The sequence below is a fragment of the Cupriavidus neocaledonicus genome (assembly GCF_000372525.1).
GTDB classification, from domain to species: domain Bacteria; phylum Pseudomonadota; class Gammaproteobacteria; order Burkholderiales; family Burkholderiaceae; genus Cupriavidus; species Cupriavidus neocaledonicus.
In genome coordinates this window covers 165,160-178,478 of sequence record NZ_AQUR01000100.1, presented here as the reverse complement: position 1 = coordinate 178,478, position 13,319 = coordinate 165,160, and the positions used below count along the sequence as shown (strand labels likewise).

Here is a 13,319-nt window from a genome sequence, read left to right as displayed (position 1 = left end):
TGCGCCGCGCCCGTTCCATCCCGGCATCGCGCCAACCCGGAAGCGACATGACGTTTTCCCCCGAACCGGCCTACCAGCACGGCCAGGCGCCGCGCACGGCGATCCTGCTGGTCAACCTGGGCACCCCCGACGCCCCCACGCCCAAGGCGGTGGGGCGCTACCTGAAGCAATTCCTGTCCGACCCGCGCGTGGTCGAGATCCCGCGCGCGGCGTGGCTGCCGCTGCTGTACGGCGTGATCCTGCCGCTGCGCGCGCGCGCGTCGGCGCTCAAGTACGAATCGATCTGGCTGCGCGAGGCCCATATGACGGGCTCGCCGCTGCTGGTCTACAGCGAGCGCCAGGCGCATGCGCTGCAGCGGCTGCTGCACCAGAACGGCCACGACGTGACGGTGGCGTGCGCGATGCGCTACGGCAACCCGTCGATCGCCTCGGTGATGGAAGCGCTGCGCCGCCAGGGCTGCGAGCAGGTGCTGGTGCTGCCGATGTATCCGCAGTACTCGGGCACTACCACCGCCACCGCCATCGACGAGGTGTTCCGGGTGCTGGGGCAGTGGCGCAACCAGCCGGAGCTGCGGCTGGTCAAGCATTTCCATGACCATCCCGCGTATATCTCGGCGTTGCAGCAGCAGGTCAGCGCTTACTGGGCGCGCCATGGCATGCCGGATTTCGGCCGGGGCGACAAGCTGATCCTGTCGTTCCATGGCGTGCCGCGGCGCACGCTGGAACTGGGCGATCCCTACCATTGCGAGTGCCTGAAGACGGGCCGCCTGCTGGGCGAGGCGCTGGGCCTGCAGCCGGGACAGTACCAGGTGACGTTCCAGTCGCGCTTCGGCAAGGCCGAGTGGCTGCAGCCCTATACCGCGCCGACGCTGGCGGAACTGGGCAAGGTCGGCGCCGGGCGCGTGGACGTGTTCTGCCCGGGCTTTCCGGCGGACTGCATCGAAACGCTGGAAGAAATCGCCATGGAAGGCCAGACTGAGTTCAAGGTCGCGGGCGGCAAGGACTTCCATTTCATTCCATGCATGAACGATGCCGCGCCGTGGGTCGCGGCGATGGCGGAGATTGCGCTGCAGCACCTGCAGGGCTGGCCGCTCGCCACGCCGCATGCGCATGAACTGGAAGCGCGGCGCACGCGTGCGCAGGCGCGGGGAGCGGCGGCATGAACGTGGATTTCGAGGCGGATGCGCGCCAGCGCATCGACAAGTGGCTGTGGTGCGCGCGTTTCTTCAAGACGCGCTCGCTGGCGGCCGAAGCGGTGGAGCGCGGCAAGGTGACGGTCAACGGCCAGCTGTGCAAGAACTCGCGCGAGGTCAAACCCGGCGACAAGGTTGCGCTGGAGGCGCACCAGCAGCGCTGGGAACTCGAAGTGAAGGGCATCGCCGCGGCGCGCGGGCCGGCGCCGGTGGCGCAGACGCTGTACCAGGAAAGCGCCGAGAGCCAGTCGCGCCGGGCCGCCGACGCCGAGCGCCGGCGCCTGCAGCCGGAGCCCTCCGCGCAGATCCAGGGGCGCCCGACCAAGCGCGACCGTCGCCGCATCGACGACTTCAACGGCTGAGATGGCAGCGCGGCGGCACCGTTGCCGGTGCCGCCGCGACATGGACAGCCAGGTGGGATCGCTTATTCCTGCGTGACGTCCTGGCTGACAAAGGGAACGATGTAGTGCTTGAACACCGCCTTGCCGCTGCCATACTCCGTATCGCGCGGGGTGAAGGCGCCGGACAGGCAGATAAAGGCGGTCATGACCGCCAATGCGGCCACGAGGCACAGCGTCACGACTGGGAGCTTATGCATGGCCAACCTTTCGGAAGCGGCACAAAAATGAACCATCTCCTGGCCCTCGCCATTTTTGTCATTTTTCTTACTGAGAATCTTAGTGAGGGCATTGACGCAAAGCAATAAGGCGTCGCTTGCAACGGCCCGGGCTTTGTAACCGTGTGTTTCGGCGTCGCGCCGGCGCCACTCTTGAAAAGCGGCGAGCTGCCACCACCTGCATCGGGCACACGCCGATTTACCACCCGCGGCCAGCCTCAGGGCGGGCCGCGACACTGCATTGATACGGATCGACATGGAAGACCAGAAGCAGACGCCATCCAACCAGACTGCGACGCCTGCGGGCGATGAGGCGGCCAGCACCGCCACCGCCAGCCCGGAAACCGGCGCGCCCGAAACCGCGGCGACCGCCGTGGACGACGTGGCGGCCCAGCTGGCCGCCCTGGAAGCCAAGGCCAGCGAGCATTACGACCTGTACATGCGCGCCGTGGCCGAGGGCGAGAACATCCGCCGCCGGGCCCAGGAAGACGTCGCCAAGGCGCACAAGTTCGCCATCGAGAACTTTGCCGACAACCTGCTGCCGGTCATGGACAGCCTGCAGGCCGCGCTGGCCGACGGCTCCGGCGATATCGCCAAGCTGCGCGAAGGCGTGGAACTGACCGCGCGCCAGCTGGCCGCTGCCTTCGAGCGCGGCAAGATCGTCGAACTCAACCCGGTCGGCGAGAAGTTCGACCCGCACCGCCACCAGGCCATCTCGATGGTGCCGGCGGAGCAGGAGCCCAACACCGTGGTGTCCGTGCTCCAGCGCGGCTACACCATTGCCGACCGCGTGCTGCGCCCGGCGCTGGTCACGGTGGCGGCACCCAAGTAAGCCGCCTTCCGCGCCGGCCCGGCGCCCGGTGCCTGCCGGTCCGGGCGTTCCCGGGCAGTCCTCACTGCCCCATTGCAGCCTTGTCCGGGGCAATCGCACCAGGAGCGAACCATGAGCACCGAACCCCGAGCCGGCGCGCCGGACCCGTCCGCGGCCCCGCATCTGGACCACCGCGCCTTTGATGCCTTTGCCATGCGCGAGGTCGACGGCACCACCATCGACGGCGCCATCGCCGCGGCCGGCGATGCGCTGGTGTGCGTGTTCTTCTGGGGTGTCGACTGCTTCAACTGCGAAATGGCCAAGCAGGCGATGCTGGCCAATCCCGGGCCGGTGCGCGCGCTGGAACTGCACTGGCTGCACGCCAACGTCTATGCGCACCCCGAACTGGGGCGGCGCTTCGGCCTGCACGGCATCCCGGTGTTCATGTTCTTCCAGAACGGCAAGAAGCTGGGCCGCGCCACCGGCTGGCACGGCCACGGGCAGTTTGCCGCGGCCGTGGCCAATGCGCGCCTGAAGGCCAGCGGCAAGCCGCTGGCGGGCTAGCGCGACCCCGGCATCAGCGCGTCAGCGCGTAGCCGATGCGGAACTGCCAGGGCAGCTTGTGGTTGTAGTCGAGCAGGCTCTCGCCATAGCCGACGAAATACCCCGCCATCAGGTACCCGGCCGTGCCGGGGATCAGCCGCGCCATCGGGTAGGTCAGCTGCGCGTCGACGCTGCCGTACCACTTGCGCGTGCCCTTGCGCAGCGTCGCCGAGAACTCCCATGAGTCCGGACGGCCGTAAGCGATGCCCAGGTCCATGAAGCCGCGGTAGTGGGCGATGTCCGGGTTGTCGGCCTTCTCCACGTAGGCGTAGAGCTTGGGCGCGACGCGCCAGTGCCAGTCGTTCTGGTCGCCGAAATAGAAGGTCGGCTTGACGAACACCGTGTTGATGCTGCGTGATTCCGCGCCGTTGCGGCCATTGGATTCATGCTCCAGCCCGGCGGCCAGCGACAGCCGGCTGATCACGCTGTTGTGCACGCCGGTATCCGACAAGTAGTAGAACAGGCTGGGCCGGTAGTTGGTGTCGCGGAACGGCGCCGAGTCTTCGCTCAGGTCCCACAACGAGAACTGGGTGTAGCTGAAGTAGAGGTTGTCGAACAGGCGCTTCGAGGCCGGGTCCTCGCCCTCGAAGATGCGGTACTTGAAGCTGAACTGGAACTTGGCGTTGGCGCCGCCGTTCGCACCGACCATGAAGTACATCGGGTCGTGGAACGACAGCCGGGCGCTGTCGCGCAGGTCGGCCGGGGCGGGCGCCGCGGCCTGCGCCGTGGTGATCCCGGTCACCGGCACCGGAGCGCTGTCGGCCGGTTCGGCGCTGTCCACGACCGCGGCCGGCGCCTGGCTGGCTACCGGCGGCGTCGAGGTGGTCGCCTCGCCCGGCTGCGGTAGCCGGTTCAGCGTGACCAGCACCGGCGCGGCGTCGATGCCGGTGGCATCGAGCCGCACCTGGCCGCGCAGCACCGGCGGCAACGCCACCGTGTAGCGGATGGCGCGATGCTCGCCACGGCGCAGGTTGACCACGGCGGGGCCGGAGACTTCGCGCCACAGCACCAGCCGCACCGGCGCCTGCAGGTCGCCGGAGGCGGTCACTTCGAGTGTGTCGGGAATGCGGTAGCGGCGCGTGCTGGTGTCGGCCGACACCACCAGGGTCAGCGTCAGCGGCTGGTTGCCGTCGATCACGCGCGGCGGCTGCAGCAGCGCCACGCCGGCATGGCCGGCCAGCGGCCAGGCCAGCATCAGAGACAGGCAGAGCGGGGCGACGGCACGGCTGGCTGGCGCCAGCCGCGACCGCGGGGACAGGGCGGTACGGGGCATGAAGATGCGCGACGTTGCCGGGTGATGGCAACGCAACTAGGGAAAACTCGGAGCCCAAAGCCTACCACGCACCTCCGCAACGGCTTGTGAGGAATTGTACGCTGCACTTTTTGCGCGTACCGGCGCGGCGCTGTCAGCGGCTGGCGCGGCGCTTGACGCAGTCGACGTAGTGGTCGCCGTCCGGCGGCTGGCCGGTGCGCTGCGCCTGCCACAGCATCTCGCCCAGGCATTCCATCACCTGGTGCTGGGCTTCGTGCGGGGAATCGAGCCGGCGCGCCAGCGCCTCGTAGGCCTGGCGGATGCCGTGCGGCTGGTCGACCGAGACCTGTTCCGAAATCGACAGGTGCATCGCCAGGTGCAGGAAGGGATTGGTCTGGCCTTGCTCGGGGGTGTAGTCCTGCGCCAGCGCGCCTTCGGTGTCGCGCAGCAGGTCCTGGTACTCCGGGTGCTCGCCGATCCAGTCGACGGCGATGGCTTCCAGCGGGGTCAGCACGCCGCCTGCGATCTGCTTCTGCCAGGCATCGCAGAAGAACCGGCGGACTTCTTCTCGTGAGGGATTGAACATGGTGGCGCCATTGTAGACGACGGGGGCGAGCCTTGCCGGCGGCGCGATCGCGGCAATGGCGCCAAGTAGAATGCGGGATCGCCGACTCCCTGCCTGCCCGATGACCGCTTCCGCCCCCACTGCTCCGACCGATGCCCGCGACAAGCTGGCCGGCGTGCTGCTGATCGCGGTCTCGGCCAGCGCCTTCGGCGCCATGGCCATCTTCGCCCGCTTTGCCTACGCCGCCGGCGCCGACGTGTACGGCCTGCTGCTGGTGCGCTTCATGCTGGCCGCGGCGGCGCTGGCATGGGTGATGCGCACGCGCGGCATCGCGCTGCCGCCGTGGCGCCGCGTGCTGGCGCTGGCGGCGATGGGGGGCATCGGCTATGTCGGCCAGTCGTTCTGTTTCTTCAGCGCGCTCAACCATGCGCAGGCCAGCCTGGTGGCGCTGCTGCTGTACCTGTACCCGCTGTTCGTGACCATCCTCGCCGCCATTTTCCTGAAGGAGCGGCTGACCACCGCCGCGGTGGTGGCGCTGGTGCTGTGCTCGGTGGGTGCCGGGCTGACGGTCGGCGGCGGCGCGGGCTCGCCGCTGGGGATCGCGCTGGGGCTGGCGGCGGCGGTGATCTACTCCGTTTACATCATCGTCGGCGCGCGCCTGACCGCCGGCGTCAACCCGATCGCCACCACCACCGTGATCTGCACCGCGGCGGCGCTGGTCTACGGCGCCGTCGGCATGCTGCGCGCCGGCGCGGGCGCGCCGCCGCCGCAGTTCCCGGCCGATGCCGGCGGCTGGCTCGCGCTGGCGGGGATTGCGCTGCTGTCGACCGTGCTGGCGATCCTGACATTCTTTGCCGGGCTGCAGCGGCTTGGGGCGGCGCAGGCGTCGATGCTGTCGACGCTCGAGCCGGTGGTCACCGTGGTGCTGGCGGCATTGCTGCTGGGCGAGCAGATCGGCGCCGCGCAGGCGCTGGGCGGCGGCCTGATCCTGGCGGGGGTGCTGTGGCTGACCCGCCGCGGCAGCGCACCGGCGCCGGCGCGGGCCGACATGCAAGGGAATTGAACGGGTTGCTCAAAGGCGCTGTCGCGAGGCGCGCCGGCGCTTGGGTACAATCGCGCCTTCACCCACCTCCCGTACAGAAAGGACGCGCATGTCCCAGATCGACCACGCCGCGCTGGCGCAACTGTTCACCGAAGCCCGCACGCACAACGTCTGGCAGGACCGCCATGTGGACGACGCCGTGCTGCACCAGGTCTATGAAGCGATGAAGTTCGGCCCGACCGCTGCCAACAGCAGCCCCGCGCGCATCGTGTTCGTCAAGAGCGCCGCCGAGAAGGCGCGCCTGGTGGACTGCGTCTCGGCCGGCAACGTCGACAAGACGCGCTCGGCGCCGGTGACCGCGATCATCGCCTTCGACACCGCCTTCCACGACCAGCTGCCCAAGCTCTTCCCGCACGCCGACGCCCGCTCCTGGTACGCCGGCAACGACGCCAAGATCGCGCGCGATGCGCTGATGAACAGCTCGCTGCAGGGCGGCTACTTTATCCTCGCGGCGCGCGCGCTCGGCCTGGACTGCGGCCCGATGGGCGGCTTCGATGCCGACAAGGTCAACGCGGCGTTCTTCCCGGACGGCAAGTGGCAGGTCAACTTCCTGTGCAACCTGGGCTATGGCGTGGCCGACAAGCTGTATCCGCGCGGCCCGCGCCTGTCGTTCGACGAAGCCTGCCGCATCGTCTGAACCCGCCCGCTACCGGCAAACAAAAAAGCGACCCGCGTGGTCGCTTTTTTTCAGGCTTGGCCCGGCGCGTCGGTCAGGCGGTCCATGGCTGCATCGGATTGCAGGCCAGGTAACGCCGCGGCTCGCCGATCCGGAGCCGCGCGCGCGCCGCGTCGAGCGGTTCGTGCAGCAGCTTCTCGTAATCCTCGCCCAGCAGCCAGCTGGCGCGGCGGCCCAGCCGGTAGCCTTCCAGCACGGCGCGCGCAAAGGCCAGGCTGCCGCTCACGCGCAGGCTCTTCAGCGACGCCGCGATGGCGATGAAGGCCCAGCCCTTGCCGCCGGTCTGCGCATAGCTGAACGCCACCAGCGCGGCTTCGCCCAGGCTTTCGTCGGCGCGGTAGCCGGTCAGCACATGCCAGATATCGTGGATATCGCGCGTGCGCCGGCCGAACCACAGGTAGGCGTCCTCGCGCACCGGCTCCTGGTCCAGGTTGGACACCCTGGCCAGGCCGTCGGCGCTGTATCCGGTCTGTTCGAGGAACGCGCGATAGGCCGCGCCGACCGTGCCCGGCGCGAAGGCGGCCACGTAAGCGGGATCGGACAGGCGCTCGGCCAGCTCGATGCGCTGGTAGACCATGCGGCGCCCGTCGTGCGTGGCCAGCAGGCGGCGGAAGTTGCGCGGCATCGACGGGCCGTTGAGCGCGCGCATGATGCGGAATACCTGCTCGGTGTCGTTGCCGTCCGCCATCAGCTTGCGCACGGCGCGCAACGCGGCGAAGACATCTTGCTTGTAGGGGTTGGAACCCGTCGTGGTAGCCATGGGCGGTCTCCCGGGATCAGGCGAATTGAGGCGGTTGCGACGCGGACACCGGCATCCGCGCGGCCGCGGCGCGCACGAAGTCGACACTGGCGGCGATGGCGGTCACCGGCAGCATGTGTCCGCCGCTGACCAGGGTCAGCGTGGCGCCGGGCACCTTGGCCACCAGCGCTTCGCCATGCTCGGCGAAGTCGAGGATGCGGTCGTCGCGGCCGTACAGCACGCTGACCGGCACCCGCAGCGTGCCGTAGTGGCGCAGCAGCGCCGGCAGGCTCTGCGCGGCGCCGAGCAGGTCTTCCGACGCCGCCAGGAAATGGCGCGGGCGCAAGGCCAGCAGGCCGCCGCCGCGGGTCGGGAAGTCGTCAGGCACCGGGTCGGGGCCGAACACGATGTCCATGACCTCGGCGCGATGGCGTATCGACATCGGCACCACCAGGGTCCAGGCCAGCAGCCGGCGCTGCCATGCGCGCGGCACGGTCATGGCCCGGAACACCGGCGAGATCTGCCGGGGCGGATGCGTCAGCGGCGCGATCAGCGCCAGGCCGCCGACGCGTTCCGGATGGCGCACGGCGAGCGCCAGCGCAATCGCGCCGCCCAGCGAATGGCCCGTCACCAGCGGCCGTTCCAGGCCCAGCCGGTCGCACAGCGCGGCGAGCGCATCGGCCTGCGCGGGCAGGTCGGCGGCGCTGCCGGGGGTGCGCGTGGAATGGCCTGCGCCGGGGCGATCGACGGCGATGACGCGGAAGTGCTCGGCCAGCGGCGCGATCATGCCGTAGCCGAAGTTCTCGAGCTGGCCCGACAGGCCATGCACCAGCAGCAGCGCCGGGCCCTGGCCGCGCTCCACCACATGCAGCCGCGCGCCCGGCACGTCGACAAAGCGGCCCGACGGCGGCATGGCGGCTTCGATGCGCCGCGCGGTGCGCCACGTGTACAGCCATAGCGCGGCGCAGGACAGCAGGACCAACGCCAGCAGCGCCGCCAGGACGACGAGGGTGACGACGGCGACGGTCATGGCTGCACCTCGCTGGCGGCGACGGCAGCGCCCGTGCCCGCGCCCGTTGCCTCCTGCGCGTGGCGCGGCTCGCGCAGCGCCGGCGGGTTGGCGAACTGCAGCACGCCATCGGCGATGCGCCCGTGCCGGATCGTCAGCAGGTCTTTCAGGTAGTTCTGGTGCACGCGCCACGGCTTGCGGTCGCCCTGGCGCGGCAGCACGCCCGCGGCGCGCTGCACATAGCCCGAGGTGAAGTCCAGGAACGGCGTCGGCTGCACCGCCGCGGGCGCGCGCGGCACGGCGATGCGGTGGCCATGGCGGTCCATGTGGCGCAGCAGGCGACAGACGTACTCGGCGGTCAGATCCGCCTTGAGCGTCCACGAGGCGTTGGTGTAGCCGAACGCCAGCACCAGGTTGGGCACGTCGCTGAGCATCATGCCCTTGTAGGCCAGGCAGTCGGCGGGGCGGCGCGGCTGGCCGTCGACCGTGAGCGCGATGTCGCCCAGCATGTTCAGCTTCAGACCGGTGGCCGTGACCACGATATCCGCGTCGAGCGACTTGCCGCTGGCCAGCTCGATGCCGCGTTCGGTGAAGCGTCTGATGGTGTCGGTCACCACCGCGGCGCGGCCCTCGCGCAGGGCGCGGAACAGGTCGCCGTCGGGCACCAGGCACAGGCGCTGGTCCCAGGGCTTGTAGCGCGGCGTGAAGTGCGTCGCCACGTCGAAGCCCGGCGGCAGCTGCGCCGCGGCCATGCCGACCAGGCGCGCCTTGACGCGTTGCGGCCGGCGCCGCGCCAGCTGGAAGAAGGTCATGCCGAGCAGCACGTTCTTCCAGCGCGTGGCGGTGTAGGCCAGCCGTTCGGGCAGCACGCGGCGCAGGGTGCGTGCCATGGCGTCCTCGCCGGGGCGCGACACGATATAGGTGGGCGAGCGCTGCAGCATGGTCACGTGCGCCGCGCTGGCGGCCATCGCCGGCACCAGCGTGACCGCGGTGGCGCCGCTGCCGATCACCACCACGCGCTTGCCGGCGTAGTCGAGCGATTCGTCCCAGAACTGCGGATGCACGATGCGGCCGCGGAAACGGTCCTCGCCGTCGAACGCGGGACGGTGGGCTTCGGCATAGCTGTAATAGCCGGCGCAGACATAGAGCAGGCGCGCGCGCAGCCGCACCCGGCTGCTGTCAGGGCTGCGCTCGGCTTCGACGGTCCAGCAAGCGTCGGTGCTGTCCCACGCCGCGCCGACCACGCGGTGGCCGAAGCGGATCTGGCGCGTGATGCCAGCTTCTGCGGCGGTCTCGCGGATATAGGCGCGGATCGAAGGGCCGTCGGCGATGGCCCTGGCGCCACGCCAGGGCTTGAAGCGGTAGCCCAGCGTGTACATGTCCGAGTCCGAGCGGATGCCGGGGTAGCGGAACAGGTCCCAGGTGCCGCCGATGGCGTCGCGCGCCTCCAGGATGGCGTAGCGCTTGCCAGGGCAGCGCCGTTGCAGCTGGCGTGCCGCACCGATGCCGGACAGGCCGGCGCCCACGATCAGGACATCGAGAACTGCGTCGTCGGCACTGGCATCGCGCATGGCAGGCATCCGGTCGGGTGACACTTCTGACAACATAGATTGTCAGAAGCGATCCGGCAAGTTTTCCGACCATAGGGAATGCCATAATGGCGCGCATGACCACCGAGCTGACTCCCGCGCGCCGCTATCGCGGCGCCGAAGCCGAAGAGCGCCGCGCCCAGCGCCGCGCGCAACTGATCGCCGCGGCCGTGCAGGTCTACGGCGAGCGCGGTTACCAGAACGCCACCGTCAAGGCCGTGTGCGAAGCCGCGGGCCTGACCGAACGCTATTTCTACGAGTCATTCGCCAACAGCGAAGCCTTGCTGCTGGCATCGTTTCAAACGGTGACCCAGCGCCTGCTGCACACCCTGGTGCAGGCGGGCGAGGCCGCCGGCAACGACGGCCCGCAACGGGCGCTGGCGATGCTGCGCGCCTATTTCGGCGCGCTGCAGCGCGAGCCGCGCTCGGCGCGCGTGTTCCTGGTCGAGATCCGCGGCGTCAGCAAGCTGGTCGACGGCGCGCTGGCCGATTCGCTGGATGAATTTGGCGGGCTGCTGGCGCAGGCGCTGCTGCCGCCGGGACGCGAGCGTGACGCGCTGCTGACGGCGGGCGTGGCGGGCGGCGTGGTCCATCTTGCCGTGCGCTGGATCCGCCACGGCTACAGCCCCGATGTCGACGTGGTCGCGCGCACCGCGCTGCAACTGGCGCTGGTGCTGGCGCCCGCGTCCGGGCCGTCCGCGGCTACAGCTGCGGCGCCGGGGTTTTGTCCCTGAACTCGCACAGCGTTTCGATCGCGCAATGCCAGCATTCCGGCTTGCGCGCCTTGCACACGTAGCGGCCGTGCAGGATCAGCCAGTGATGGGCGTCGTGCAGGAATTCATGCGGCACGCACTTGAGCAGCTTCTGCTCGACGATGTCGACGTTCTTGCCCGGCGCCAGGCCGGTGCGGTTCGAGACGCGGAAGATATGCGTGTCGACCGCGATGGTGGGCTGGCCGAACGCGGTGTTGAGCACCACGTTGGCGGTCTTGCGGCCCACGCCCGGCAGCGCTTCCAGCGCTTCGCGCTCGGCCGGCACCTTGCCGCCATGGCGTTCGACCAGGATGCGGCAGGTCTCGATCACATGCCTGGCCTTGGTCTTGTACAGGCCGATGGTCTTGATGTATTCGCTCAGGCCGGCTTCACCCAGTTCCAGCATCTGCCGGGGGGTATGCGCCACCGGGAACAGGCGGCGCGTGGCCTTGTTCACGCCGACGTCGGTGGCCTGCGCCGACAGCAGCACGGCGATCAGCAGCTCGAACGGCGAGCTGTACTCGAGTTCCGTGGTCGGGGCCGGATTGACTTCGCGCAGCGTCTCGAAGATGGCACGGCACTTGGCAGCGTTCATGGTTCCTGGTTCCGGTCGTTGGCCGGGTCCCGGGCGGGAGGGGTTTCATCCTGCCCCGGCGTCAGCCCGGCGCGCGCGCGCCGCGCTTCGGCGGCGTCGATCTGCGCCTGCACCGCGGCCGACACGTTTTCGGTATTGCGCGGGCGCACGGCCTGCTGCTTCTGCCGCGCGCGTTCGATCGCGGCCTGGATGATGGCGCGCTTGCGTTCCTGCGCGGCGCGCTCGGCGTCGTTCTCCGGCGTTTCGGCCTGCACCGCGGCGAGCTTGGCGGCGGCCTTGGCGGCCAGGCGCGCATCGTTCTCCTCGCGCTCGCGCACCAGCCGCGCCTTGCGCGCCAGGTAGCGTGCCTGCGCGGCGTCGGCCTGCGCCTGCGACCACGCGTCCCAGCCGGTGCGCGTGCCGGTGACGGGCACCATGTCGATGCAGTCGACCGGGCAGGGCGGCACGCACAGGTCGCAGCCGGTGCACAGCTCGGGGATCACGGTATGCATCTGCTTGGCGGCGCCGGCGATGGCGTCGACCGGACAGGCCTGGATGCAGAGCGTGCAGCCGATGCACAGGCTCTCGTCGATGCGGGCGACCGCGCGCGGCTGCTCGCTGCCGCGTTCCGGATCGAGCGGCAGGGGTTCGGTGCCCAGCAGCGCGGCCAGGCGCGCGATCCCCTGCGCGCCGCCGGGCGGACAACGGTTGCAGGCGGCTTCGCCGCTGGCCATGGCCTCGGCATAGGGGCGGCAGCCGCTGAAGCCGCACTTGGTGCACTGGGTCTGCGGCAGCAGCGCCTCGAGACGGTCGGCGAGGGACTTGACGGCGGGATTCACGACAACGGACAGCAATTCAGGGGACAAGAGCGGAGTCAAAAGGCGCACATGCACGCGCACAGGCAGCCGTGCCAGCGCGGCGCCGGCCACGGAAAAAGCGCCAAATTTGCGCGGCGCTGTGAGCGGTTGGCGACATAACGGCAGCCCTTCCGGGGCGGACAATGTGCTGGCGGCCCCTGCGGCACCGGGGCCTCTGCGGACCCTGCGGTGTTAGCGCCGCAAGGATTATCCCCGATTTCGCCGGCGGACAGAAACGGCGATGATGCGCGTCGCGCGGCCGGATTGCCGCAATCCGGCCTGTGCCATAATCCGCGCAACGATCGACCACACCTCATGTCAACAGAGCCCAAGACCAAACGCGACCCGGAAGGGACGCGCCGACGCATCCTCGCTGCGGCCACCGAGGAATTCGCCAAGGGTGGTCTGGCCGGCGCCCGCGTCGACCAGATTGCCCGGCGCGCGGAAACCAACGAGCGCATGCTGTACTACTACTACGGCAGCAAGGAGGGCCTGTTCCTGGCGGTGCTCGAGAAGCAATACGCGAACTTCCGCGCCGCCGAAGAGCAACTGCACCTGGTCGACGAAGACCCCGTCGAGGGCGTGCGCACGCTGGCCCGCTTCGTCTGGGACTGGTACTACGAGCATCCCGAGTTCATCCGCCTGGTCAACAGCGAAAACCTGCACGAGGCACGCCACCTGAAGAAATCCGCGCAGCTGCAGCAGCTGATCAACCCGGTGGTCGACGTGCTCGCCGACGTGATCCGTCGCGGTCAGCAGCAGGGGCTGTTCCGCGACCATATCGACGTGCCGCAGTTCTACCTGACGATTTCCGCGCTGGGCTACTACGTGCTGTCGAACCGCTACACCATCAGCGCCGTGATCGGCCGCGACGTGGCATCGCAGCAGGAGCACGAGCGCTTTGCCGAGCTGCACACGGACATGCTGCTGAGCTACCTGAAGAAGCCCTGAGCCGCCCGCGGCGCTGCCCAGACAGAAACG

The 13,319-nt window shown here is 69.6% G+C and carries 16 protein-coding genes; 8 read left to right on the top strand and 8 right to left on the bottom strand.

Going from position 1 to position 13,319, the window contains the following annotated elements; translation table 11 throughout:
- The first annotated feature begins 47 nt into the window (after nt 1–47).
- Together hemH and A3AG_RS0118900 are read left to right on the top strand one after the other, a co-directional pair.
- The gene (gene hemH / locus A3AG_RS0118905) at nt 48–1,163 is read left to right on the top strand and encodes a ferrochelatase (RefSeq protein ID WP_018006938.1); all 1,116 of its coding nucleotides are present in this window, start codon (nt 48–50) and stop codon (nt 1,161–1,163) included.
- Nucleotides 1,160–1,555, top strand: a complete 396-nt coding sequence (locus A3AG_RS0118900) for an RNA-binding S4 domain-containing protein (protein WP_018006937.1) — start codon at nt 1,160–1,162, stop codon at nt 1,553–1,555. The genes hemH and A3AG_RS0118900 overlap by 4 nt, the downstream gene beginning before the upstream one ends.
- 62 nt (nt 1,556–1,617) lie before the next feature.
- Here the strand turns inward: A3AG_RS0118900 and A3AG_RS34045 are convergent, their stop codons facing one another.
- Nucleotides 1,618–2,067: a hypothetical protein gene (locus A3AG_RS34045; RefSeq protein WP_145987494.1), complete on the bottom strand. Its 450-nt coding sequence runs from the start codon at nt 2,065–2,067 to the stop codon at nt 1,618–1,620.
- Here A3AG_RS34045 and grpE point away from each other — a divergent pair.
- A complete protein-coding gene (gene grpE / locus A3AG_RS0118890; RefSeq protein WP_018006935.1) occupies nt 2,066–2,641 on the top strand; it encodes a nucleotide exchange factor GrpE in 576 nt (191 codons plus the stop codon). The genes A3AG_RS34045 and grpE overlap by 2 nt on opposite strands.
- 111 nt (nt 2,642–2,752) lie before the next feature.
- Nucleotides 2,753–3,184, top strand: coding sequence for a thioredoxin family protein (locus A3AG_RS0118885; protein WP_018006934.1), 432 nt, complete (start codon nt 2,753–2,755; stop codon nt 3,182–3,184).
- Between the two features lie 13 nt (nt 3,185–3,197).
- Here A3AG_RS0118885 and A3AG_RS0118880 read toward each other — a convergent pair whose 3' ends face one another.
- The gene (locus A3AG_RS0118880) at nt 3,198–4,496 is read right to left on the bottom strand and encodes a phospholipase A (protein WP_018006933.1); all 1,299 of its coding nucleotides are present in this window, start codon (nt 4,494–4,496) and stop codon (nt 3,198–3,200) included.
- A gap of 133 nt (nt 4,497–4,629) precedes the next feature.
- Nucleotides 4,630–5,061, bottom strand: coding sequence for a DUF1841 family protein (locus tag A3AG_RS0118875; protein WP_018006932.1), 432 nt, complete (start codon nt 5,059–5,061; stop codon nt 4,630–4,632).
- 100 nt (nt 5,062–5,161) lie between these two features.
- On the opposite strand from A3AG_RS0118875, the gene A3AG_RS0118870 reads away from it, so the two are divergent.
- Together A3AG_RS0118870 and A3AG_RS0118865 are read left to right on the top strand one after the other, a co-directional pair.
- Nucleotides 5,162–6,103 (top strand): DMT family transporter, encoded by a 942-nt coding sequence (locus A3AG_RS0118870; RefSeq protein ID WP_026164302.1) that lies wholly within the window; start codon nt 5,162–5,164, stop codon nt 6,101–6,103.
- A gap of 88 nt (nt 6,104–6,191) precedes the next feature.
- Nucleotides 6,192–6,779 (top strand): malonic semialdehyde reductase, encoded by a 588-nt coding sequence (locus tag A3AG_RS0118865; RefSeq protein ID WP_018006930.1) that lies wholly within the window; start codon nt 6,192–6,194, stop codon nt 6,777–6,779.
- Between the two features lie 73 nt (nt 6,780–6,852).
- On the opposite strand, the gene A3AG_RS0118860 is transcribed toward A3AG_RS0118865, so the two are convergent.
- From A3AG_RS0118860 to A3AG_RS0118850, 3 genes are read right to left on the bottom strand one after another with little or no spacing between them, the layout of a single operon-like run.
- The gene (locus tag A3AG_RS0118860; RefSeq protein ID WP_018006929.1) at nt 6,853–7,578 is read right to left on the bottom strand and encodes a Coq4 family protein; all 726 of its coding nucleotides are present in this window, start codon (nt 7,576–7,578) and stop codon (nt 6,853–6,855) included.
- Between the two features lie 16 nt (nt 7,579–7,594).
- Complete coding sequence (locus A3AG_RS0118855) at nt 7,595–8,587, bottom strand: alpha/beta fold hydrolase (RefSeq protein ID WP_018006928.1); 993 nt, start codon at nt 8,585–8,587, stop codon at nt 7,595–7,597.
- The gene (locus A3AG_RS0118850) at nt 8,584–10,137 is read right to left on the bottom strand and encodes a flavin-containing monooxygenase (RefSeq protein ID WP_018006927.1); all 1,554 of its coding nucleotides are present in this window, start codon (nt 10,135–10,137) and stop codon (nt 8,584–8,586) included. Before A3AG_RS0118850 ends, A3AG_RS0118855 begins: the two co-directional genes overlap by 4 nt.
- Before the next feature lie 86 nt (nt 10,138–10,223).
- On the opposite strand from A3AG_RS0118850, the gene A3AG_RS0118845 reads away from it, so the two are divergent.
- Nucleotides 10,224–10,889 carry a TetR/AcrR family transcriptional regulator gene (locus A3AG_RS0118845; RefSeq protein WP_018006926.1) on the top strand — a complete coding sequence of 222 codons (666 nt, stop codon included), beginning with the start codon at nt 10,224–10,226 and terminating at the stop codon, nt 10,887–10,889.
- On the opposite strand, the gene nth is transcribed toward A3AG_RS0118845, so the two are convergent.
- Together nth and rsxB are read right to left on the bottom strand one after the other, a co-directional pair.
- Nucleotides 10,858–11,502, bottom strand: a complete 645-nt coding sequence (gene nth / locus A3AG_RS0118840; RefSeq protein WP_018006925.1) for an endonuclease III — start codon at nt 11,500–11,502, stop codon at nt 10,858–10,860. The genes A3AG_RS0118845 and nth overlap by 32 nt on opposite strands.
- On the bottom strand, nt 11,499–12,320 hold the full coding sequence (rsxB, locus tag A3AG_RS0118835; protein WP_018006924.1) for an electron transport complex subunit RsxB: 822 nt from the start codon (nt 12,318–12,320) through the stop codon (nt 11,499–11,501). The genes nth and rsxB overlap by 4 nt, the downstream gene beginning before the upstream one ends.
- A gap of 333 nt (nt 12,321–12,653) precedes the next feature.
- Between rsxB and A3AG_RS0118830 the strand changes: the two genes are divergently transcribed.
- The gene (locus A3AG_RS0118830) at nt 12,654–13,289 is read left to right on the top strand and encodes a TetR/AcrR family transcriptional regulator (protein WP_018006923.1); all 636 of its coding nucleotides are present in this window, start codon (nt 12,654–12,656) and stop codon (nt 13,287–13,289) included.
- Nucleotides 13,290–13,319: the final 30 nt, after the last annotated feature.